This is a genomic window from Streptomyces sp. ADI95-16 (assembly GCF_003721495.1).
Classification (GTDB): Bacteria; Actinomycetota; Actinomycetes; order Streptomycetales; family Streptomycetaceae; genus Streptomyces; species Streptomyces goshikiensis.
Genome location: NZ_CP033581.1, coordinates 7501730 through 7521242, shown reverse-complemented (window position 1 = coordinate 7521242; position 19513 = coordinate 7501730). Strand labels below are relative to the sequence as shown.

Below are 19513 nucleotides of genomic sequence, written 5' to 3'. Positions count from 1 at the left end.
GTGCCGGCCACTCCGTTCCGCCTGCCCGAGGTGCCAGGCCCCTCGCCGGTCAGCGCCGCGCTGGCCAGGGCCGAGATCATCGACACGACGTCCGGCGAGGGCTTCCCGGTGATGTTCAACCCGGAGGAACTCAAGCTCGACCAGGGCAACAGCTTCGCCGAGATCGGCATCCCGGGCCTGAACACCCCGCCCGTGCAGTACGTGCGCGGCAGGGCCCGGACCCTGAGCATGGAGCTGTTCTTCGACACGTACGAGAGCGGCGGCGACGTCCGCGCGCACACCGGCCCGATCGTGCGGCTGCTGGACAAGCGGCCGCGGACGCAGGGGCCGCCGGTCCTGCTGTTCTCGCTGGGCAGCTTCCAGTTCCGCTGCGTGCTGGTCGACGCCGGTCAGCGCTTCACGATGTTCCTGCGCAACGGCACCCCGGTGCGCTCCAGCCTCTCCGTCCGCTTCCAGGAGTACGTGCCGACGGACATCGACGTGCGCCGCGGGGTGTTCTTCGGGTCTCCGACGGTGTCGGGGATCGCGAACCGGGCCGTGGCGGCGGCCGGGGCGGTGGTGTCGGGTTCGGCGTCGGTCCACGTCGTGGTGCGGGGTGACACCCTGAGCGGGCTCGCCGCGACCTATCTGGGCGATCCGGCCCTGTGGCGGGAGATCGCCGACGCCAACCGCGTCGTCGACCCGCTGGACCTCGCGCCCAACACCCGGCTGGTGATCCCGCCCCGGCACGCGGGAGGGGCGGCGCCATGACCACCTCGTCGTACGCGCCGCGCTTCGACATCCGCGTCGCCGGGCTGACGATGGCCGCCGAACTGGCCGAGCAGGTCCTGAGCATGACGGTCGAGACCAGCCTGGACCTGGCGGGCTCCTTCGGTTTCGTGCTGCGCAACCCGGACAACGCACTGCTCGATTCCCCGCTGCTGGACCCGGGCAAGACGGTGGAGATCCACCTCGGGTACGGCAACGACCTCAAGCCGGCGTTCCTCGGGGAGATCGCCGCCGTCGAGCCGTCGTTCCCGCAGAGCGGCCCGCCGACCGTGCAGGTGTCCGGCTACGACAAGTCGTACCGGATGCGCCGCGGCCAGCCGGAGCCCACCGAGTACACGTTCATGAACGACAGCCTGGTGGCCGCGCGGATCGCGGTGGAGAACGGGCTCGTCCCGGTCGTCGACCCGACTCCCGGCGTGAAGGAGAAGATCATCCAGGTCGAGAGCGACATGGCCTTCCTCAAGGACCGGGCGCGGCGCTACCACTTCGACGTCTACGTCGAGTGGGACCGGATGTACTTCCGCTTCCCGCGCCCGCAGGCGGCCACCCACGTCCTCGAATGGGGCCGGAACCTGTCGAGTTTCACGCCGCGCGTCTCGGCCTCGGCCGCCGCGGGGCTGCAGATCGTACGCGGCTACAACCAGGAGCTCGCCCAGACCGTCCAGGGCCTGGCCCTGGCCGCGGACCTCGGCGTGGACCAGCTCACCGAGCGGCTCGGCAGTTCCGCGGCCGACCTGCTCGTCGGCATGGCGCGCAAGGGCATCCGCCGGCACTCGCTGGAGAATCCGCTGGACGCGAAGGTCCTGGCGCAGTCGCTGCTCGCGGAGCTGCTGGACGGCATGTACGAGGGTTCCGGCTCGTGCGTCGGCGTACCCGGGCTGAGCGCCGGCCAGTTCATCGAGATCCGCGGGGTCGGCAAGCGCTTCAGCGGCACCTACCGGCTCCGGAAGGTGACCCACCGGATCGACGAGGGCGGGTTCATGACCGACTTCTCGATCAGCCAGGGCGGCCATTCCAGCCTGCTGGGCATGTTGCGCAAGCAGATCGTGGAGGAGCCGCCCCCCAACCGCACGGAGCCGTTCTACGGTGTGGTCCTCGGCGTGGTGGAGGACAATCACGAGGTCACGGCCGTGCCGCCCAAGGCGCCGCTGGGCCGGGTGAAGGTGTCCTTCCCGGGGCTGTCCGACCGGTTCACCGGAGGCTGGGCGCCGTGCGCCCGCCCGATGGCGGGCAAGGACATGGGCTTCTACTGGCTGCCCGAGCCGGGCGATCAGGTGCTGGTCGCCTTCGACCAGGGAGACCTGGGCAAGCCGTACGTCATCGGCGGCCTGTGGAACGCGGACCAGCCGCCCCCCGCCACCAACACGGACGGCTCGAACAGCACCCGTGTCATCAAGAGCCGGTCGGGCCACACCATCACCTTCGACGACGCGAAGGCCGGCGGGGAGGTGGTCATCAGGGACGGCGGCCGGGGCAGCGCGATCACGCTGAACGCGGCCGACGGCTCGCTGACCATCAGCGCCGCCGGTGACCTGTCGCTCACGGCGGGCGGCGACGTCACGCTGACCGCGGCCGGGCGCACGACGACGATCACGGCGGGCTCTTCCGTCGAACTGGCCGCGGCGCAGGGCGCGACGAAGCTCGTCGTCAGCGAGACGGACGTCAACATCACGTGAGGAGGGACCTCGGATGGGCAAGGTACTGACCACGGCGAGCACGGTGACCTGCGGGCACGTTCCCCCGCCACCGCCTCCACCCGACCCCCCGCCCGAACCGCCGCCCGTTCCGGACCTGGTCAAGACCTCCAGCACGCAGAAGCTGAAGGTCGAGGGCAAGCCGGTCCTGGTGAAGTCGAGCCTGATGGGCGCCACCATCGCGAACTGTCCCAACACCGTTTCACCGCTGACGCCCTGCACCACCGTGCAGACGGTGTCCTTGGGCGAATCCGGCAAGCTCAGGTCCGGCGGATTCCCGGTCATGCTCGACCGGATCAGCCTCACGACCAACGGCTCGGTACCACTGCTGCCCGTACTGACGCCCGCGGCGAACCAGTCGAAGCTCAGCTCGGAGTGATCCGGAGGCCATCATGGAGTCCGAAGTCCACGGCCGCGGCGTCGCCTTCCCGGTCCGGTTGGGAACCGCGGGATTCGACGAGTCCTCGGGCCGGCGCAAGATCCAGGAGTCCATTCGGATCATCCTCGGGACCCAGTACGGCGAGCGCGTGATGCGCCCCGACTTCGGCTGCAACCTCAAGCGCCTGCTGTTCGCGCCGAACAACGAGTCGACGGCCGGCCTCGCCCGTTACTACGTGGAGGAAGGCCTCAGCCGCTGGGAGCCGCGCATCGAGCTCGTCGACGTCACGGTCACGAACGACGGCGAGCGCGCCGCCCTGCTGATCGACATCGGCTACCGCATCCGCGCCACGGGCGCCATCGACCGGGTCGTGCACCCCTTCCTGCTGGAGCGGTCGCCGTGACCCCGCGATCGCGGCGCGGGCGCGTGCTGCCCCCGGATCTGGACGACCGGACCTGGCAGGACCTGGCGGCCGAGATGCGGGCGCTGCGCACGACGTACGCGCCCCAGTGGACGGACGACCAGCCGAGCGACATCGGCATCACCCTCATCGAGCTGTTCGCCTGGCTCGGCGAGGGGATGATCTACCGGCTGAACCAGGTGCCCGAGAAGAACTACCTCGCGTTCCTCCGCCTGATGGGCATCACCCGCGACCCCGCCACCCCGGCCTCGACCCACCTGGCGTTCACCACCAAGGCGGAGTCGGTGCTGGTGCCTGCGGGCACGCAGGCCCACACGCTGCCCGTGGAGGGCGAGGCCCCCATCGTGTTCGAGACCGACGAGGACGTCACCGTCCTGCCCTTCGGCCTCACCACGGCGCTGCTGCTCACCCCCGACCCCGGTGACGACTCCGTCTTCCTCTACCAGGACGTGTCCGCCGACCTGGTGGGCGGCGGGACGGGGCGGGACCCGATCTCCGTACCGCCCGGTCTGACGACGCACCTGTGCCTCGGCTTCGAGGAGGCGCGCGCCGCGGAGGTCGTGCTGCGGCCCCGGCTGCTGCGGCCCGTCCCTGACGCACCGGTGGGAACGGTGTCCTGGTCCCGGTCCGGAGGGGGCGAACAGCCGCCGGACTGGCCCGTGACCGGACCCTCCGGCACGACGAAGGACCTCCACGACAAGCCCGTCCACCTGACCATGACGCAGTCGTGGGGCTCCCAGAACCCGAACGAGGAGTGGGGCAACTCCAGCCCGGCGCCGGGCTCCCCGGTCTTCGACGCCAGCCGGTTCTGGATCGACCTGATGATCTCCAACCCGGGCCCCGGGCCGCTGGAGGTCGGCCTCGGCCGCGTCCTCTTCAACGCCGCTCCCGCGCACACCGCGCTCTCCCTGCGCGCCCCGGAGACGCTCGGCGAGAGCAGCGGAGAACCCTTCCAGGTGTTCGCGCTGCGCAACCGTCCGCTGTACCGGAGGCCGGACCCGAAGGCCCCGTACGCCGATCTCGAAGTCCAGGTCGGCCAGGGCACGCCGCCCGAGTGGGAGACCTGGCGGCAGGTGCCCGAGCTGCTGCCGGGGCCGGGGAAGGCGTACCGGCTCGACCCGGTGACCGGGGAAGTCGGGTTCGGCAGCCACGGCGAGCGCGACAGCGCGGGGCACGGCAGCATCCCGCCGGCCGGCAGTCTGATCCGGGCGAGCTCGTACCGGTACGTCGCGTCGGGCACGGCCGGCAACGTCTCCCACGGGCAGATCGTCGTCATGGGCACCCGGCCGGACGGGACGGTGCCCACCGGCGTCAGCGGCGTCTCCAACACGGCGGCGGCCACGGACGGCTGTGACGAGGAACCGATCGAGGACACCCTGCGCAGGGCCCCGGAGCAGCTGAGGATCCGGGACCGCGCGGTGACGGCCGACGACTACGCCTACCTGGCGCGGGAGGCGACCAGCGACGTCCGGATCAGCCGGTGCCTGGCCCCGCACCCGCAGGACGGCGCTCCGTGGACCTTCGGCGGCATCGACCGCGCGCCCGGGAACGTGACCGTGGTCGTCGTACCGGACCAGGGCGCGCTGGTGGCGCGGCCGGAGCCGCCGCCCGAACTGATCGACGCGGTACGGGCGTACCTGGACGAGCGCCGGGACCTGACGGTCCGGCTGTTCGTGCACGGCCCCCGATACCTGCCCGTCGTCGCCGCGGTGAGCGTGGTGGTGTGGCGGGAGGCGGAGCTGGCCGGCGTGGACCTGGCGCAGGTCAAGGCCGATGTCGAGCGGAAGACCGCCGAGTTCCTGCACCCGACCCGCGGCGGGCCCACCGGGCAGGGGTGGGAGGTGGGCCAGCAGGTCTTCGGCTCGGATCTGTTCCGGGCGGTCATGCCCCCCGAGGACGTGGGCTACATCGAGCAGCTCAGCGTCCGGCCCGGGCCGCCCGCCTACCCCGGTGGCAGGCCCTTCCCGTCCCCGGAGCCCGGCGCCTCAGTGCAGGTGGCCGACTACGAACTCGTCTGCGCCGGCACATCGGCCGTGACGGTCAGGAACTCGTCCCAGTGACGGAACGGAGGACGCCGGCCATGCCCGACAGCAGCTATCTCCGCTACCTCCCGCCCGTGCTCTGGGAGGAGGCTCCGGCCGAGGGCGAGTTCTCCCTCGGCAGTGCGCTCCGGGTCTTCGAGAAGATCCTGAGCGGCATCTCCGACGGTGTGCCGATCCTGCACGAGAAGCACACGCGGGCGGGCGACGAGAGCCACGCCCATCCGGCGATCGGGGAGCGGATCGCGCGGCTGGACCGGCTCTTCGACCCGTGGTCGACGCCGCCGGAGTTCCTGCCGTGGCTCGCTTCCTGGGTGTCCCTGGGCTTCCCCGAACTCCAGGGCGAGCAGCTGTGGGACGAGTACCAGCGGCGCAAGGCGACCGCCGAGATCGGCGACATCCACCGGCGGCGCGGGCTGCGCTCCGGCCTGAGCGCCCTGATGGACCTGCACGCGGTGGGCGGGGTCCGGCCCCGGGTGGCGCTGGACGACGGTTCCTCCCTGCTCCTCGTCCACCTGGAGTCCGGTGTACCGGCCCCGGTCTCCTCGCTCGCGACGTTCCGGCCGCTGCTGAAGGGGAAGGACGAGGTCATCCGCGAGGGCCTGATGTGCCCGTGCTGCGTCACCTGGGGGCCCGACGGCTCGCTCTTCGTCGGCGACCGCGGTCTGCCGCAGGAGGTCGCGTTCTCCCACAAGCGGCGGGTGTGGCGCCTGAACGCCGCGGGACAGCCCGACTTCGACAACAGCAGCTCGCCGCTGCCCCGACCGCTGGTGCCCCAGCAAGCCCTGGGCAACGTCATCGGCGTCGCGGTGCGGCCCGCCGGCGGCGGGCAGCCGGAGACGCTGTTCGTCCTCGACCACGCCGGAAGGATCTTCTCTGTCCCGGCCCCGTACACCGCGGACACGGCGACCGCGGTGACGGCGCTGTCCGACACCGGTCCGGTGCACCCGCTGGCGATGGCCATCGACGGCAAGGGCGATCTGCTCGTCCTGGACCGCCGGCTGGCGCCGGGTGAAGCGGCGTCGCCGCGGGTCTTCGTCGTACGCCCCGCTCCCCTCTCGGTGACGGTGAAGGAGCTGGACGGGGGCCTGGTCAAGGAGCCGCTCTCCCTGTTCGTCGACGAGGACGGCGCCCTCGTCATCGGCGACGGCGGCGACCAGCTGACGACCCCGCCCCCGGGGGCGGGCGGGGGCAACCTGGTGCGGGTGGTCCGGGGCGGAACGGCCGCGGCCGCCTGGACGCACACCCGTCTCCTGCCGCCGGACAACCCGCTCGTCGCGCCCACCGCGGTGGCCCGGGCGGGGGCCGGCCGGCTGTACGTGCTGGACGCCGGCCTCAAACCCTTCTGGCCCTCGGCCACGGACGCACCCTTCATCCTCCTCAAGGCCGTGCCGGCCCGCGTCCACCTGGTGGAGACGGGGCCCGGAGCGGCGAGCACCCTGCCGGTCACCGGTCCGGGCCACTTCGTCAGTCCCACCGGGATGACGGCGCGGGGCGAGCACCTGATCGTCTGCGATCCCGGCCAGGGCGGCTCGTCCGGCACCGACCTGAACGACTTCCGGTCCCGGATCCAGCCCTTCGACATCAACGTGGTCATCCACTTCACCGAGGCCGACCTCTCGGCCGATCCGGTGAAACGCAAGCGCCAGGTGAACCAGGCCATGGGAATGATCAATTCCACTCTCGACCGGCACAAGCCCGCGCACTGCCGCATCCGCGCGGTGACCAGGACCGACTAGCAGTGACGAGCGGGTGAGCAGCATGCCAGTCAAGCGCACGGAATACTTCAACTTCGACACCGTCAGCGTCCGCAGCGGATCCACCACCCGCGCGGAGAGCCTGATGGACACGGAGGACTACCTGCGGCGGCTCGACGAAGCGCGCGGGGCGACCCTGCACACCTGGGGCGTCTGCGGCGGGTTGCGGGTGAGCGCGACGCCCGGTCAGGCCGGGCTGACCGTCCAGGCAGGCACCGCGCTGGACGCCGCGGGCCGGGTCAGCGTCGTCGACCCCGGCGGCTTCGCCCTCGTCGACCCGAACCTCGACCCCGGCCAGCTGCTGAACATCACCCCGGTGGTGGTCGGCGGCGACGGCCTGCTGCCCCTGGGGACCGCGGGGGTCCCCGAAGGGACGTACCTGCTGACCCTGACCTGGCGTGAGGTCGTCGGGGAGACCCGGCTGATCCGGCTGCACGCCCCCTGGCTGCGGCTGGTGCCCCGGGCCGGGTTCGAGGACGTGGGCGCGCAGGTGGTGCTGGCCGAGGTGACGCTCGCCGCGGACGGCTCCGTCTCGGGGCTGACGGCCGGGCCGCGCCGCACGGTGGGCGTTCCCGTGGAACGGGTGGAGCTGCGGTGCGCGCAGGTCTCGGCGGGGCCGGCGACGACCGTCGGCCAGGGTCCGGCGGCGGAACTGCGGGCCAGGGCGGGTGGCGGAGCGGATCTCACGGTGTTCGCCGCCGACGGCACGGCGCACACCGCCCTCTCGGCGGACGGGGCCACGGGCCGGGTGGGGATCGGCACGGACTCCCCCTCGGCGACGGTGGAGATCACCCCGTCGGCGCCGAACGTGCACGGGCTGCGGGTCTCGACGCCGATGCCGGGCTCGGGGATCGAGCTGGAGAACGACGACAGCGGACCGGCGTACTCCATGTTCCCCGGCGAGGACGGGGGCTGGCACCTGCGCAACGAGAGCACGGAAACCGAGCTGCTGGTGGTGAGCGAGGACGGCGCCCTCACCGTCACGGACGGCCTGAGCGTCGGCGGCGCCCTCACCGTCACGGACGGCCTTAGCGTCGGCAGCGGCCTCACCGTCACGGGCGGCCTGAACGTCGCCAGCGGCCTGAGCGTCACGGACCGCCTGGACGTCACGGGCCGTACGGACATGACGGGTGACCTGTCCGCCGCGGGCAAGGTCCGCGTCGCGACCACCGAGTCGGTGGAGGCCGCCCTGAACGTGGGCGGCGGCGGAGTCCACTCCGGCGGGGGCGGAGGAGGCTACTCCTTCGCCGACCGGGCGTCCGGGAACTTCGTGACGATGCCCCAACAGGGCGAGCGCTGGGTCTGGTACGCGTTCCAGGGCAGCGCCCGGCTCTGGTCGGGCCAGGACCTGCTCTCGATCGGCAAGGGCGGCCAGGGAAGCGCGCTGGACGTCAGGGGCCGGATGCGGTGCCGGCAGGGCCCCGTCGACACGTCGGCCGGCATCTGGTTCCACCAGCGGGGTCCCGATGCGGACCGCGCGTTCGTCGGCATGGAGACCGACACCACCGTCGGCTTCTGGGGCAACACCGGCGCCGGGTTCGGGGTGGTGATGGACACCGGAACCGGAACGCTGGCCTGCCGAGGCGGTCTGACGGTGGCCGGGGAGTCCACCTTCGGCAAGCACTTCGGACGGCGCGGCGCCGAGGCCGTGCTGCACCTGCACGGATCGGTCGTCCAGGACACCGGAAACGGGATCCTGAACCTCCAGAGCGGCGGCAACGTCATCGCCCTGAGCGGCAGCGAGGACTTGGTCGGCATCGGAACGATCACGCCCCGCTCCAAACTCGACGTGAACGGCAACCTGACGGTCACCGGCAGCGTGATTCAGGGCAGCAGCGGCTTCATGATCGACCATCCCCTGGACCCGGCCAACAAATACCTGTCGCACTCCTTCGTGGAGTCCCCGGACATGGCGACCTTCTACGGAGGAGTGGTCGAGACCGATGGGCAGGGCAAGGCGACCGTCGCCCTGCCGGAGTACTTCGAGGCCCTGAACCGCGACTTCCGCTACCAGCTCACGCCGGTGGGCGGTCTGGCGCAGGCGGCCGTGATCGACGAGATCAAGGACAACCGCTTCACCCTGCGGACCGACCGGCCCGGCGTCAAGGTGTCCTGGCAGGTGACGGGAGTCCGGCAGGACGCCTGGGCCGAAGCCCACCGGATCGCGAACGAGCAGGACAAGCCGGAGAGCGAACGGAGCTTCTACCTCCACCCCGGGGAACACGGCCAGCCGGAGAGCGCCGCCCTCCTGGCACCACCCGAAGGGACACACGATGACTGATCAGCGGACCTCTGACCTGCCCGACCGGATGCGGGAGCGCCTGGCCGGGCTCCGGCGGGACCACGACAAGGGCCAGGCCCAGCTCCAGAGACTGATGCAGGAGGAGGCCGCGACGCGTGACGGGCTGCTGCGCGTCAGCGGGGCGATCCGGATCCTGGAGGAACTGCTGCCGGAGGACGACGCGCCGGGTACCGGGCAGGCGGCGGCCGCCCCCGACGCGGCGAACTCCCGGCCCAAGCCCGGGCCCCGGGCCGTGCGCGTTCCGTAGCGGCGGGGCGCGGCGCGGGCGGCCCTCAGACGGCGGTCGTCCGGGCGCGGGCGAGGAGGGCCCCGGTGTCCACGCCCGTCGGGAGGGTGCCGTACGCGCCGCCGTGTTCCCCGCCGAGGCGGGAGGCGCAGAACGCGTCGGCGACGGCCGCCGGGGCGTGGCGCACCAGGAGCGAGGCCTGGAGGACGAGGGCCATGTTCTCGGTGATCTGCCGGGCCCGGTACTCGGCTTCGGCGGGGTCGGCCAGCTGCTTGTGCAGCGCGGCCAGCGCCGCGTCCAGGTGGCGGTCCGCGCCGGCGGCCAGGCCCGCCTCGGCGAACAGGGCCTCGACGGTCTCCGGCTGCCTGGCCATGGCCCGCAGCGAGTCCAGGGCGGCCACGTTGCCGGAGCCCTCCCAGATCGAGGACAGCGGGGCCTCCCGGTAGAGCCGGGGCATGCCGGAGTCCTCGATGTAGCCGTTGCCGCCCAGGCATTCGAGGGCCTCCGCGGCGTGCGCGGGGGCGCGCTTGCAGACCCAGTACTTGGTGACGGCCAGTGCGAGGCGGCGCAGCGGCGCCTCGTCCCGCTGCCCTTGGGCGACCCGGTCGGTGGCGCCCGCGAGGCGCAGCGCGACGGCCGTCGCGGCCTCGGATTCGAGGGCGAGGTCGGCGAGGACGTTGCGCATCAGGGGCTGGTCGATCAGGGCCTTGCCGAAGGCGCGCCGGTGAGTGGCGTGGTGGACGGCGCGGATGACGCCGAGGCGCATGCCGGAGGCCCCGCCGAGGACGCAGTCGAGGCGGGTCATGTTGACCATCTCGATGATGGTCGCGACCCCGCGGCCCTCCTCGCCCACGAGCCAGCCGAAGGCCCCGTCGTATTCGATCTCGGCGGAGGCGTTGGAGCGGTTGCCCAGCTTGTCCTTGAGGCGCTGGAGCAGCAGCCGGTTGCGGCTGCCGTCCGGGAGCACGCGCGGCAGCAGGAAGCAGGACAGCCCGCCCGACGCCTGCGCGAGGGTCAGGAACACGTCCGACATCGGCGCGGAGGTGAACCACTTGTGTCCGGTCAGCCGGTAGGTGCCGTCGCCCGCCGGGGTCGCGGTCGTGGTGTTGGCGCGTACGTCGGAGCCGCCCTGCTTCTCGGTCATCGACATGCCGGCGATCAGACCGCGCTTGCGGTCGGGCTGGCGCAGCCCGAAGTCGTACGTCCGGGAGGCCAGCAGCGGTTCCAGCCATCCGGCGAGTTCCGGCGCGGCGCGCAGCGCGGGCACCGCCGCGTACGTCATGGATATCGGGCAGGAGTGGCCGGCCTCGACCTGTCCCCAGACGAGGAACTTCGCCGCCCGCGCGACGTGCGCGCCGGGCCGGTCCTGCGCCCAGGGCGCGGCGTGCAGCCCGTGGGAGACGGCGGTGCCCATCAGCTCGTGCCAGTACGGGTGGAACTCGACCTCGTCGACGCGGTGGCCGTAGCGGTCGTGGGTGCGCAGCACCGGCGGGTGCTCGTTGACCAGGCGGCCCCAGTCCGCGGCCCGTTCGGATCCGGCGAGGACGCCGAGGTCGTGGAGCTCGGGCGCGGCCCAGGCGGCGCCCTCGCGGGTGAGCGCCTCCAGCAGGGCCGGGTCGGCGGCGGCGTCGTAACCGTGGTGCGGGGGCACCTGGTTGGTGACCTCATGCGTCTGCGGCATCGTGTCCTCCAAGGGCACGCAGGGTGAAGGTGATCAGTCCGGGGATGACCTCGCCGGGGTCCGCGTCACCGTCGGCGAGCGGCCCCACGAGGGCTTCGGCGATGGCGCCGACGAGCGCGGCGGCGGTCAGCTCGGGGGATTGCGGGGGCAGTTCGCCCGAGGCCACGCCCGCCGCGATCTGCGCGGCGTACACGTCGCGGAACGCCCGCCGGAAGACGAGCCGTTCGGTGTCGACGGCCGGGTCCGCGGGCTCAGCCAGCAGGGCGAAGGCGCGGCGCGGTGCCTGGAGGGCGCGGGAGGCGAAGATCTCCACGGCGGCGGCCACCCGGTGCGCGGCCGTTCCGGGGCGGTCCGCGCAGGCGGCGACGGCCTCCAGCTCCCGGGCGACGAGGGTCCGGAAGAGGGCGGCGGCGAGTTCGGACTTGCCGGCGAACGACTGGTAGACGCTGCCGGTGGAGATGCCGGCCTCGGCGGCGATCGCGGCGACCGAGCAGCCGCCGTACCCCTCGCGGGAGAGCAGTCGGACGGCGGCTTCCAGCACGTGGTCGCGCCGGGCGTCGAGGCGGGCCTGTACGGCCGGGGGGCGTCGGTAGGGCACGGGAAGAATTGAAGCACCGATTCACTGCTTCACACCAGCCCCGGACGGGACCGGACCGGACGGGCTCGGGCCGGTCCGGACCGACCCGGGCCGGGTCAGCGGCGGGCCAGCACCCGGTCCAGCGCCCCGAACAGCCGGTCGACGTCCTCGTCCGTGGTGTGGAGGTGCGGGCTGATCCGGATCGCGTCCCCGCGGGCCCCGACGTACACGCCGGCCTCTTCGAGGGCCGTGACGACGCGGTCCCGGAAGGCCTCGGGAACGGTGACGCCGAGCATGTGCGGTCCGCGCGGGCCGGGGAAGGCCAGGTCACGCCGCGCGGCCTCCTCGGCGATGCGACCCGTGATCCGCGCGAGCGCCCCGGCGATCCCGGGCACCGTCCACTCGGTCAGCTGCCTCAGGGCGGCGACGGCCATCGGCGTGAGCTCGAAGGCGGTGCGGGCGCCCACGTCGAAGCGGCGGGCCCCCGGCTGGTAGGCGTCGCGGTACTCCACGAGCCGGGCGAAGTCCTGGGAGCCCTCGCGGGCGATCCAGTTCTCCTCCAGCGGCCGGCCGCCCTGGTGCTCCGGGGCCACGTACAGGTAGCCGAGCCCGAAGGGGCCGAGCAGCCACTTGTAGCCGACGCTGACGAGGAAGTCGGGCCGCAGGGCGCCGACGTCGAGCGGCATCGCCCCGGCCGACTGGCTCGCGTCGACGACCAGCGCGGCGCCGGCCGCCCGGGCCGCCCCGGCGATCCGGTCCAGATCCAGTGCCGCGCCGTCGGTCCAGTGCACCTGGGGCACGGAGACCACCGCCACCTCCGCGTCGAGCGCCGCCAGGACCGCCTCGGTCCAGGACTGCCCGTCCGCTCGCCCGACGGTGAGGATCGTGGCACCCGTGCGCTCCGCGAAGCGCCGCCAGGTGTAGATCCCGGACGGGTATTCCCCGTCGAGTACGAGGACCCGGCCGCCGGCCGGCGCGGACAGGTTGGCGGCCGCGACCGCGAGGCCGTAACTGGTCGCCGGCACCAGGGCGATGTCCTCGGCCGTGGCACCGATCAGCCCGGCGAACAGCCGCCGGCGCTCCTCCGCGCCGCTGAACCAGTCGGCGCCGCCGATCCGCCAGGGCTGCGCCCGCCACCGCAGGGCCTCGGCCCCGGCCGCCACCCCCGCCCGCAGGGTCGGCGCCACGCTGGCCGTGTTGAAGTAGGCGATCCCGTCGGGGATGTCGAACAGCTCCCTGGCTGCGGTCATGGCACGTCCCTCGCTGTGGGTCTCGGACATCCGCCCATCATGTGGCAGCGGGCGGCCCCCGCCGGGGTGCCGTGCCCCGGCGGGGGCCGCCCGGATCCGGTCGGCTCAGCCGGCGCTTCCCTTCTCCCCCGGGAAGGGGCGGCCGAACTGTTCGTCCAGGACCGACAGCCGGCGCCAGTACTCGTCCTCGTCGATCTCGCCGGTGGCGAAGCGCCGGCCGAGGATCGCGATCGGCGCGTTCTCGCCCTGCGCCCCGTACGGGCCCTGCGGGCCGCGCGGCACGGCCCACGGGCCGCGCGGGCCGCGGCCGCCGCGCCACACCGTGCGGCGCAGGGCGGTGACGACGGTGACGACGACCGCCGCCCAGACCAGCGGGAGGAAGAGGATCCACGGGCCGGGCCCGTCGTACGCCAGGGTGTTCATCTCGGTCAGCTCCTCGGAAGCGGTGAAGTGGTGAAGCGGTGCGAAGTGGTGTGGAGCGGTGTGCTCCGTCATCACGAGACTCGCTCCGGGAGGGGGTCCGGGTCGTCCTACGGCCGGCGGCACCACGCGTACTTCCGCGGGAGTAGGCGCCTGGCGATCAGCCGAGCCAGCCGGGGCGCACCAGCCCGGACTCGTACGCCAGCACCACCAGTTGGGCCCGGTCCCGGGCGCCGAGCTTGATCATCGTCCGGCTGACGTGCGTCTTCGCGGTCAGCGGGCTGACCACCAGGCGGCGGGCGATCTCCTCGTTGGACATCCCCATGCCCACCAGGGCCATCACCTCGCGCTCCCGGTCGGTCAGCCGTTCCAGCCCGGCCGCGGCCGCGGGGGCCTTCGAGCGGGCCGCGAACTCGGCGATCAGCCGGCGCGTCACCCCGGGCGAGAGCAGGGCGTCTCCCGCGACCACCGCCCGTACCGCGCGCAGCAGTTCCTCCGGTTCCGTGTCCTTGACGAGGAAACCGCAGGCGCCGGAGCGGATCGCCTCGAAGACGTACTCGTCGAGGTCGAAGGTGGTCAGCATGACGACCTTGACCGAGGTCAGCGCGGCGTCCCCGGTGATCGCGCGGGTGGCGGCCAGACCGTCGAGCCCGGGCATCCGGATGTCCATGAGGGCGATGTCCGGGCGCAGGGCGCGGACCAGGCGCAGGGCCTCGGCGCCGTCGGCGGCCTCGCCCGCCACCTCGATGTCGGGCTGCGCGTCGAGGAGCGCCCGGAAACCGGCCCGGACCAGTTGCTGGTCGTCGGCGAGCAGTACGCGGATCACGCGCCCTCCTGCGGTGCGGTGCCCCCGAGGGGCAGCAGGGCCAGGACCCGGAAACCGCCGTCCGGGCGGGGGCCGGCTTCGATGGTGCCACCGAGGGCCGAGGCCCGCTCGCGCATCCCGATGAGCCCGCTGCCGGTGCCCCCGGCGTCCTCGGCGGTGGCGGGCCCGTCGTCGTCGACGCGGAGTTCCAGCAGGCCGGGCGAGCGGGTGACGCGGACCCGGGCGGTGCGGGAGCCGGAGTGGCGCACCACGTTGGTGAGGGCCTCCTGGACGATCCGGAACGCGGCGAGGTCGGTGCCCGGGGGCAGGCCCCGGCCGCCGGATTCCCCCTCCACGCGGACGGTGAGCCCGGCGGAGGCGGCCTGGGCGACGAGCTCGGAGAGCCGGTCGAGACCGGGCGCGGGGGTGCGGGGCGCCTCGCCCGGGGCGCGCAGGGTGTCGAGGACCTGCCGGACCTCGCCGAGGGCCTCCTTGCTGGCCTCCTTGATGGTGCTGAGGGCGGTACGGGCCTGCTCGGGGTCCGTGTCGAGGAGGGCCAGGCCCACGCCCGCCTGGACGTTGATGACGGAGATGCTGTGGGCCAGTACGTCGTGCAGCTCGCGGGCGATGCGCAGCCGCTCCTCGTCCACCCGGCGGCGCTCGGCCGCCGCCCGCTCGGCCCGGTCGCGGGCCCACTGCTCCCGGCGCACCCGGACCACCTCGGAGGCGGCCAGTACGGCGATCACCCAGGCGGTGACCCCGCCCTCGGTCCCCCAGGCCGCCGGGCCGTCGCCGGCGGGCGGCAGCCACCGGTACAGCCAGTGGCCGATCAGCAGGTGCCCGGCCCAGAGCAGGCCCGCCGCGGTCCAGGCGGCGTACCGGTGCCCGGCGAGGACGGCGCTCAGCAGGGCCAGGGCCACGCAGAGGAAGACGGGGCCGTAGGGGTAGCCGCCGGCGAGGTAGACCAGGGTGACGGCGCAGACGCCGTAGAGGACGGCCACCGGATGGCGGTGGCGCAGGAGCAGCAGGGCGGGGCCGAGGAGCAGCAGGAGCCGGCCGGCCACTCCGAGCGGCTCCCGGCCGGGCTGGAGCTGGCCGGCCCAGCCGCTGCCGACCTGGGCGATGACGGCCACCAGCAGCGAGGACCGCCACGGCAGCCCGCCGCGCTCCCCCGCCAGCGCCGCACGCTCCGCCCGCTCCGCCCAGTGCCGCCGCCGCTCCGCCATGCGGCCACGCTAGACGCGCGCGGGCGCCGGCGTCGTCCGCCGGGCGGGGCGATCGGGCGTACTCCCAGGGAAGTACGCCCGTGTGATCATTCACTGTGCCTGATGACATGAACACCCAATCCAGCACGGCGGACCGGGGCGGCGCGAGGGAGCGGAGCTGGACGGCGTTCACCGTGTGGGCCGGTGTGGCGGCGCTCGTGTGGGCCCTGTGCTTCGTCTCGGTTTCGGAGCAGGACGAGCGCTGCGCGCACGGGTTCGTCGGACCGGGCGGCCCCTTCACGGTGCGGCGCGACTACTTCCCGCCGGACGTCACCTGCGTCTGGCGGGACGGCACCGAGGCTGCCGGGCTGGGCCCGCTGGAATTCGTCTGGTGGGCCGTGGTCCTGGGGACGGCCGTGAGTCTGGCGCTGACCCTGGCCAGGGGCCGGCGCGACTGAGGGACCCGGCGGGGCGGCCCCGGTATTCGCGTCGACTTCACCGGGGAGCGGAACTAGCCTGGCGCGCATGAGCATCCTGGAGAAGATCCACGACGTCCCGGTCCTGATGTGCGCCGCCGAGGGCGAGCCCATCCGTGGCGAGCGCGAGGTCCTGGACCTGATCGGGAACGCCGGGTACCAGGGCGCCGAGTGGGTGGTCGTGCCGGCCGAACGGTTCGACGACGCGTTCTTCCGGCTGCGTACGCGCGTCGCCGGCGACATCGTCCAGAAGTTCGTCCAGTACCGCCTGGGGATGGCGGTCATCGGTGACATCTCCCGTCACACGGAAGCCAGTTCGGCGCTGCGGGACTTCGTCCGCGAGTGCAACCGCGGGCGCCAGACGTGGTTCCTGGCCGACGTGGAGGAACTGCGCGAGCGGCTGGCGGACCGGCCGTAGCGATGCGCCGGGCAATCCCCAACCCACCTTTGCGGTAAGGCACTTCACGGGCGCCGGGCGCGGAGTACGATCGCCCGCGTGGGGGGACCTGGGCGGTATGCGGACCGTTTCGCGCTGCGCGTCGGCGGCTGCGTCGCGGCGGGGTTGCTCGTGCTCGCCGGCTGCTCGGCGGGGGGCGGCGACGCACGGGACGGCGCGGGCGCCTCGCCGCCCGCGTCCCCGTCCGCCGGGAGCGGTGCGGCCGCGGCTCCCGTGCCCGGGACGACCGGCGCCTCCGGGGTGCCCCTCGTGCCCGAGCTGGACGAGGCCAAGCAGCCGAAGGACGCCGCCGGGGCCCGCGCGCTGCTGGAGCGGATCTCCGTCGAGCCGGAGGCCTTCGGGCCCGGCGTCGTCCGCAGCTCCCCCTTCGAGAGCGCCCCCGGCCGCTGGCCGGTGCTCGACCAGGGCTGCGTCTGGCAGACCTCCGGCCTGCCCGAGGACGTCCTTGCGACCGTCACCCGGCACTTCCACCTCCCGGCCGAGGGCGGCCGGGGCCGGGTGAAGCTCACCTCCACCGTGACCGTCCACCGCGACCGCGCGGAATCCGGCTGGGAGACGGCGCACGCCATGGAGGAGGTCCTGCGCTGCCCCCACCAGGTTCTGAGCGACGGCGAGGAGATCAACAACCTGCTGGGGGCCTCCTTCTACCTGGGCGAGCAGCTCAACGGCTGGACCGAGGACGCCTTCAACGAGTTCGGCGAGTACCTGAGCGAGGCCGACGGCGGCCCGTACCGGTACGTCTGGTACCAGGCGCAGTTCGGGCCGGTGACGGTCGCCGTCGCCGGCAAGGGCGCGGCGGGCTTCACCAAGCAGGAGATCGACGCTCTGGCCGTCCAGGGCACGAGCCGGCTGATGCTCCAGGCCAAGCTGGCACTCGCCAAGGGGGGCGTCTGATGGAGCGGCTGGAGCCCTCGGACCCGTCCCGGATCGCCGGGTACCGCCTGCTGGGGCGGCTCGGGGCGGGCGGCATGGGCGTCGTCTACCTCGGGCGTACGGACGACGGGGCGCTCGCCGCCGTCAAGGTGATCCGCGCGGAGTACGCCGACGAGGACGACTTCCGGGCCCGGTTCCGCCGTGAGGCCTCGATCGCCGCCCGGGTGGACAGTCCCTGGGCGGTGCGGGTCACCGGCTCCGACCCGGACGCGCCCGCGCCGTGGCTTGCGACCTCGTTCGTGCCCGGCCCGTCCCTCGCCGAGGCCGTCGCCGCGCACGGGCCGCTCCCGCCGCGCGCCGTACGCCTCCTCGGCAAGGCCTTGGCCAGGGCCCTCGGGGTGATGCACGAGCAGGGTCTGGTGCACCGGGACGTCAAGCCGGGCAACGTGCTGCTCGGCATGGACGGCCCCCGGCTGATCGACTTCGGGATCGCGCGGGGCGGCGAGCACACCGCCCTGACCTCCGCGGACGTCATCCTCGGCACCCCCGGTTTCCTCTCGCCCGAGCAGGCCGTCGGCCGCGCCGCCGAGCCGGCGGGCGACGTGTTCTCGCTGGGCTGCCTGCTGGCGTACGCGGCCTCCGGGCGGCTGCCGTTCGGGACCGGTGCCGTGGACGCGATCCTCTTCCGCACCGTCCACGACGAGCCGGAGTTCGGCCCGGAGGTGCTCGCCGACCCCGAACTGACCGCGCTGCTGCGGACCTGCCTCGCCAAGCACCCCGACATCCGGCCCGGCACCCGGGAGCTGGAGGAGTCGCTGACCGAGGACGCCCCGGGCGCGGGCACCGGCTGGCTGCCCGATCCGGTCGTCGCCACGATCGCCGAACGCGCCGCCGCGCTGCTCGCGCTGCCCGGCATCGAGGAGACCGTCGCCGATCGGGAGGCGGAACGCGCCGCCGGGGCGCCGTCGCGCAGGCGTTTCCTGGCGCTCGCCTCGGGCGGCGCGGTGCTCGCGGCCGGCGGCGGCCTCGCCGGCTGGCTGGCGCTGCGGGACGACGGGAAGCGCGCGCCCGCCGCGGGACCTGTGGCCCGGTCGTGGGTCATCGGCGTGCACGGTGACCTCTCCGGCCCGCAGAAGGCCGCCGGGCAGGCGCAGGAGCGGGGGGTCCGGCTGGCCGTCGACGCCTTCAACGCGCGGTCCGACAAGCCCTTCACGCTGAGCGTCGCCACCGCCGACGACGCCGGGAGGGCGGACCGTTCGGCGGCCGCCGCGGCCACGCTCATCGGCGACCCCGACGTGATCGCGGTGGTCGGTCCGACGGGGAACGCCTCGGTGATGCCCGCTCTGGAGCCGTACGGGGAGGCGGCGCTGGCGCTACTGACCGTGTCGGCGCTGGCCGTCAGCTTCGGCGTGGCCGACCGGCGCAGCTTCTTCCAGGCTTCCCCGCTCTCGCTGGGCCAGGGCTCCGCCGTCAACATGTCGCTGGCGAAGGCGCAGGGCGCGCGCCGCCTGGGCATCCTCTGCGACCGCGACGGGGACGCGGAGGGCTGGCAGGCCTCCGTGCACCTGGCGCGCACCCTCGGCCTCTTCGCGGCGGACGCCACGCTGTACCCGAGGGTGGTCCCGCGCGGCCCCGGCGAGGCGGACCTGGATCCGGTCGTCGCGGACCTGCTCGCCCAGCGCCTGGACGGGCTCTTCTACACGGGCACCCCGGCCGGCGCCGCCAAGGTGGCCGGGCTGCTGGCCGCCGCCGGGTTCCGGGGGGCGCGGGCCGCCGATTTCGCCGCCATCGGGCCGGAGTTCCTCACCGCCGCCGGACCGGCGGCCGAGGGCTGGCAGTTCCTCGCCCCGTACATCGGCCCGGAGGCGCCCGAGGTCGCCGGGCTGGCCCGCGCGCACCGGGCGGCGTACGGCTCGGCCCCGGGGTTCTGGACGGCGGAGGCCCACGACGTGGCGAACCTGGTCGTCGACCGACTGGTGACGGCCGTGCGCGGGGGCGGCCGGCCGTCGCGCGCCGAGCTGCTGGCGGCCCTGGGGCAGGGCACCTTCCGCGGTCTGACGAAGGAGTACGCCTTCGACGACCAGCGGGTGGTCAAGGGCAACCTCTTCTTCCTGCACCGGGTGGAGGGCGGCCGGCTGCGCTACGTGGGCCGGGCCGCCGAACTCCCGGCGGGGTAGCGGCGG

Annotated in this window: 18 protein-coding genes; 12 read left to right on the top strand and 6 right to left on the bottom strand. The window is 73.8% G+C overall.

Annotated features, from left to right (window positions below; translation table 11 throughout):
- Genes EES41_RS33395 through EES41_RS33360 form a run of 8 tightly spaced genes read left to right on the top strand, consistent with a single transcriptional unit; the run spans position 1 to position 9607 of the window.
- Complete coding sequence (locus EES41_RS33395; protein ID WP_123081634.1) at positions 1–750, top strand: LysM peptidoglycan-binding domain-containing protein; 750 nt, start codon at positions 1–3, stop codon at positions 748–750.
- Positions 747–2444: a phage baseplate assembly protein V gene (locus tag EES41_RS33390; RefSeq protein ID WP_123081633.1), complete on the top strand. Its 1698-nt coding sequence runs from the start codon at positions 747–749 to the stop codon at positions 2442–2444. The genes EES41_RS33395 and EES41_RS33390 overlap by 4 nt, the downstream gene beginning before the upstream one ends.
- A 13-nt stretch (positions 2445–2457) precedes the next feature.
- A complete protein-coding gene (locus EES41_RS33385; RefSeq protein WP_123081632.1) occupies positions 2458–2841 on the top strand; it encodes a hypothetical protein in 384 nt (127 codons plus the stop codon).
- Positions 2842–2854: 13 nt separating this feature from the next.
- Positions 2855–3244, top strand: a complete 390-nt coding sequence (locus tag EES41_RS33380) for a GPW/gp25 family protein (protein ID WP_123081631.1) — start codon at positions 2855–2857, stop codon at positions 3242–3244.
- Complete coding sequence (locus tag EES41_RS33375) at positions 3241–5322, top strand: putative baseplate assembly protein (protein ID WP_123081630.1); 2082 nt, start codon at positions 3241–3243, stop codon at positions 5320–5322. Before EES41_RS33380 ends, EES41_RS33375 begins: the two co-directional genes overlap by 4 nt.
- Positions 5323–5342: 20 nt before the next feature.
- Positions 5343–7040 carry a phage tail protein gene (locus EES41_RS33370; RefSeq protein ID WP_123081629.1) on the top strand — a complete coding sequence of 566 codons (1698 nt, stop codon included), beginning with the start codon at positions 5343–5345 and terminating at the stop codon, positions 7038–7040.
- A gap of 22 nt (positions 7041–7062) precedes the next feature.
- A complete protein-coding gene (locus EES41_RS33365) occupies positions 7063–9339 on the top strand; it encodes a hypothetical protein (RefSeq protein ID WP_123081628.1) in 2277 nt (758 codons plus the stop codon).
- A complete protein-coding gene (locus EES41_RS33360; protein ID WP_214349619.1) occupies positions 9332–9607 on the top strand; it encodes a hypothetical protein in 276 nt (91 codons plus the stop codon). The genes EES41_RS33365 and EES41_RS33360 overlap by 8 nt, the downstream gene beginning before the upstream one ends.
- Positions 9608–9632: 25 nt before the next feature.
- Here the strand turns inward: EES41_RS33360 and EES41_RS33355 are convergent, their stop codons facing one another.
- From EES41_RS33355 to EES41_RS33330, 6 genes are all read right to left on the bottom strand, one after another.
- A complete protein-coding gene (locus tag EES41_RS33355) occupies positions 9633–11267 on the bottom strand; it encodes an isovaleryl-CoA dehydrogenase (protein WP_123081627.1) in 1635 nt (544 codons plus the stop codon).
- Positions 11251–11865, bottom strand: a complete 615-nt coding sequence (locus EES41_RS33350; protein WP_123081626.1) for a TetR/AcrR family transcriptional regulator — start codon at positions 11863–11865, stop codon at positions 11251–11253. The genes EES41_RS33355 and EES41_RS33350 overlap by 17 nt, the downstream gene beginning before the upstream one ends.
- Before the next feature lie 95 nt (positions 11866–11960).
- Positions 11961–13124, bottom strand: a complete 1164-nt coding sequence (locus EES41_RS33345; protein ID WP_216827280.1) for an aminotransferase class V-fold PLP-dependent enzyme — start codon at positions 13122–13124, stop codon at positions 11961–11963.
- A 75-nt stretch (positions 13125–13199) separates the two neighbouring features.
- Positions 13200–13517 (bottom strand): SHOCT domain-containing protein, encoded by a 318-nt coding sequence (locus tag EES41_RS33340; RefSeq protein WP_123082857.1) that lies wholly within the window; start codon positions 13515–13517, stop codon positions 13200–13202.
- A gap of 157 nt (positions 13518–13674) precedes the next feature.
- Positions 13675–14340 (bottom strand): response regulator transcription factor, encoded by a 666-nt coding sequence (locus EES41_RS33335; RefSeq protein WP_037798931.1) that lies wholly within the window; start codon positions 14338–14340, stop codon positions 13675–13677.
- Positions 14337–15545 carry a sensor histidine kinase gene (locus EES41_RS33330; RefSeq protein WP_123081625.1) on the bottom strand — a complete coding sequence of 403 codons (1209 nt, stop codon included), beginning with the start codon at positions 15543–15545 and terminating at the stop codon, positions 14337–14339. The genes EES41_RS33335 and EES41_RS33330 overlap by 4 nt, the downstream gene beginning before the upstream one ends.
- Before the next feature lie 107 nt (positions 15546–15652).
- Here EES41_RS33330 and EES41_RS33325 point away from each other — a divergent pair, with 107 nt between their 5' ends.
- From EES41_RS33325 to EES41_RS33310, 4 genes are all read left to right on the top strand, one after another.
- A complete protein-coding gene (locus tag EES41_RS33325) occupies positions 15653–15982 on the top strand; it encodes a hypothetical protein (protein WP_123081624.1) in 330 nt (109 codons plus the stop codon).
- Positions 15983–16049: 67 nt separating this feature from the next.
- Positions 16050–16418 (top strand): DUF4180 domain-containing protein, encoded by a 369-nt coding sequence (locus EES41_RS33320; protein ID WP_073798705.1) that lies wholly within the window; start codon positions 16050–16052, stop codon positions 16416–16418.
- A gap of 78 nt (positions 16419–16496) precedes the next feature.
- Positions 16497–17351, top strand: a complete 855-nt coding sequence (locus EES41_RS33315) for a hypothetical protein (protein WP_123081623.1) — start codon at positions 16497–16499, stop codon at positions 17349–17351.
- Positions 17351–19507, top strand: coding sequence for a bifunctional serine/threonine-protein kinase/ABC transporter substrate-binding protein (locus tag EES41_RS33310; protein WP_123081622.1), 2157 nt, complete (start codon positions 17351–17353; stop codon positions 19505–19507). Before EES41_RS33315 ends, EES41_RS33310 begins: the two co-directional genes overlap by 1 nt.
- Positions 19508–19513: the final 6 nt, after the last annotated feature.

What these genes read in the sequence shown, in the direction of transcription:
- EES41_RS33330 (WP_123081625.1), bottom strand. Translation starts at nt 15,545, where the DNA reads ATGGCGGAGCGGCGGCGGCACTGGGCGGAGCGGGCGGAGCGTGCGGCG.
- EES41_RS33360 (WP_214349619.1), top strand. Translation starts at nt 9,332, where the DNA reads ATGACTGATCAGCGGACCTCTGACCTGCCCGACCGGATGCGGGAGCGC.
- EES41_RS33365 (WP_123081628.1), top strand. Translation starts at nt 7,063, where the DNA reads ATGCCAGTCAAGCGCACGGAATACTTCAACTTCGACACCGTCAGCGTC.
- EES41_RS33390 (WP_123081633.1), top strand. Translation starts at nt 747, where the DNA reads ATGACCACCTCGTCGTACGCGCCGCGCTTCGACATCCGCGTCGCCGGG.
- EES41_RS33380 (WP_123081631.1), top strand. Translation starts at nt 2,855, where the DNA reads ATGGAGTCCGAAGTCCACGGCCGCGGCGTCGCCTTCCCGGTCCGGTTG.
- EES41_RS33325 (WP_123081624.1), top strand. Translation starts at nt 15,653, where the DNA reads ATGAACACCCAATCCAGCACGGCGGACCGGGGCGGCGCGAGGGAGCGG.
- EES41_RS33320 (WP_073798705.1), top strand. Translation starts at nt 16,050, where the DNA reads ATGAGCATCCTGGAGAAGATCCACGACGTCCCGGTCCTGATGTGCGCC.
- EES41_RS33355 (WP_123081627.1), bottom strand. Translation starts at nt 11,267, where the DNA reads ATGCCGCAGACGCATGAGGTCACCAACCAGGTGCCCCCGCACCACGGT.
- EES41_RS33340 (WP_123082857.1), bottom strand. Translation starts at nt 13,517, where the DNA reads ATGAACACCCTGGCGTACGACGGGCCCGGCCCGTGGATCCTCTTCCTC.
- EES41_RS33310 (WP_123081622.1), top strand. Translation starts at nt 17,351, where the DNA reads ATGGAGCGGCTGGAGCCCTCGGACCCGTCCCGGATCGCCGGGTACCGC.
- EES41_RS33345 (WP_216827280.1), bottom strand. Translation starts at nt 13,124, where the DNA reads ATGTCCGAGACCCACAGCGAGGGACGTGCCATGACCGCAGCCAGGGAG.
- EES41_RS33385 (WP_123081632.1), top strand. Translation starts at nt 2,458, where the DNA reads ATGGGCAAGGTACTGACCACGGCGAGCACGGTGACCTGCGGGCACGTT.
- EES41_RS33370 (WP_123081629.1), top strand. Translation starts at nt 5,343, where the DNA reads ATGCCCGACAGCAGCTATCTCCGCTACCTCCCGCCCGTGCTCTGGGAG.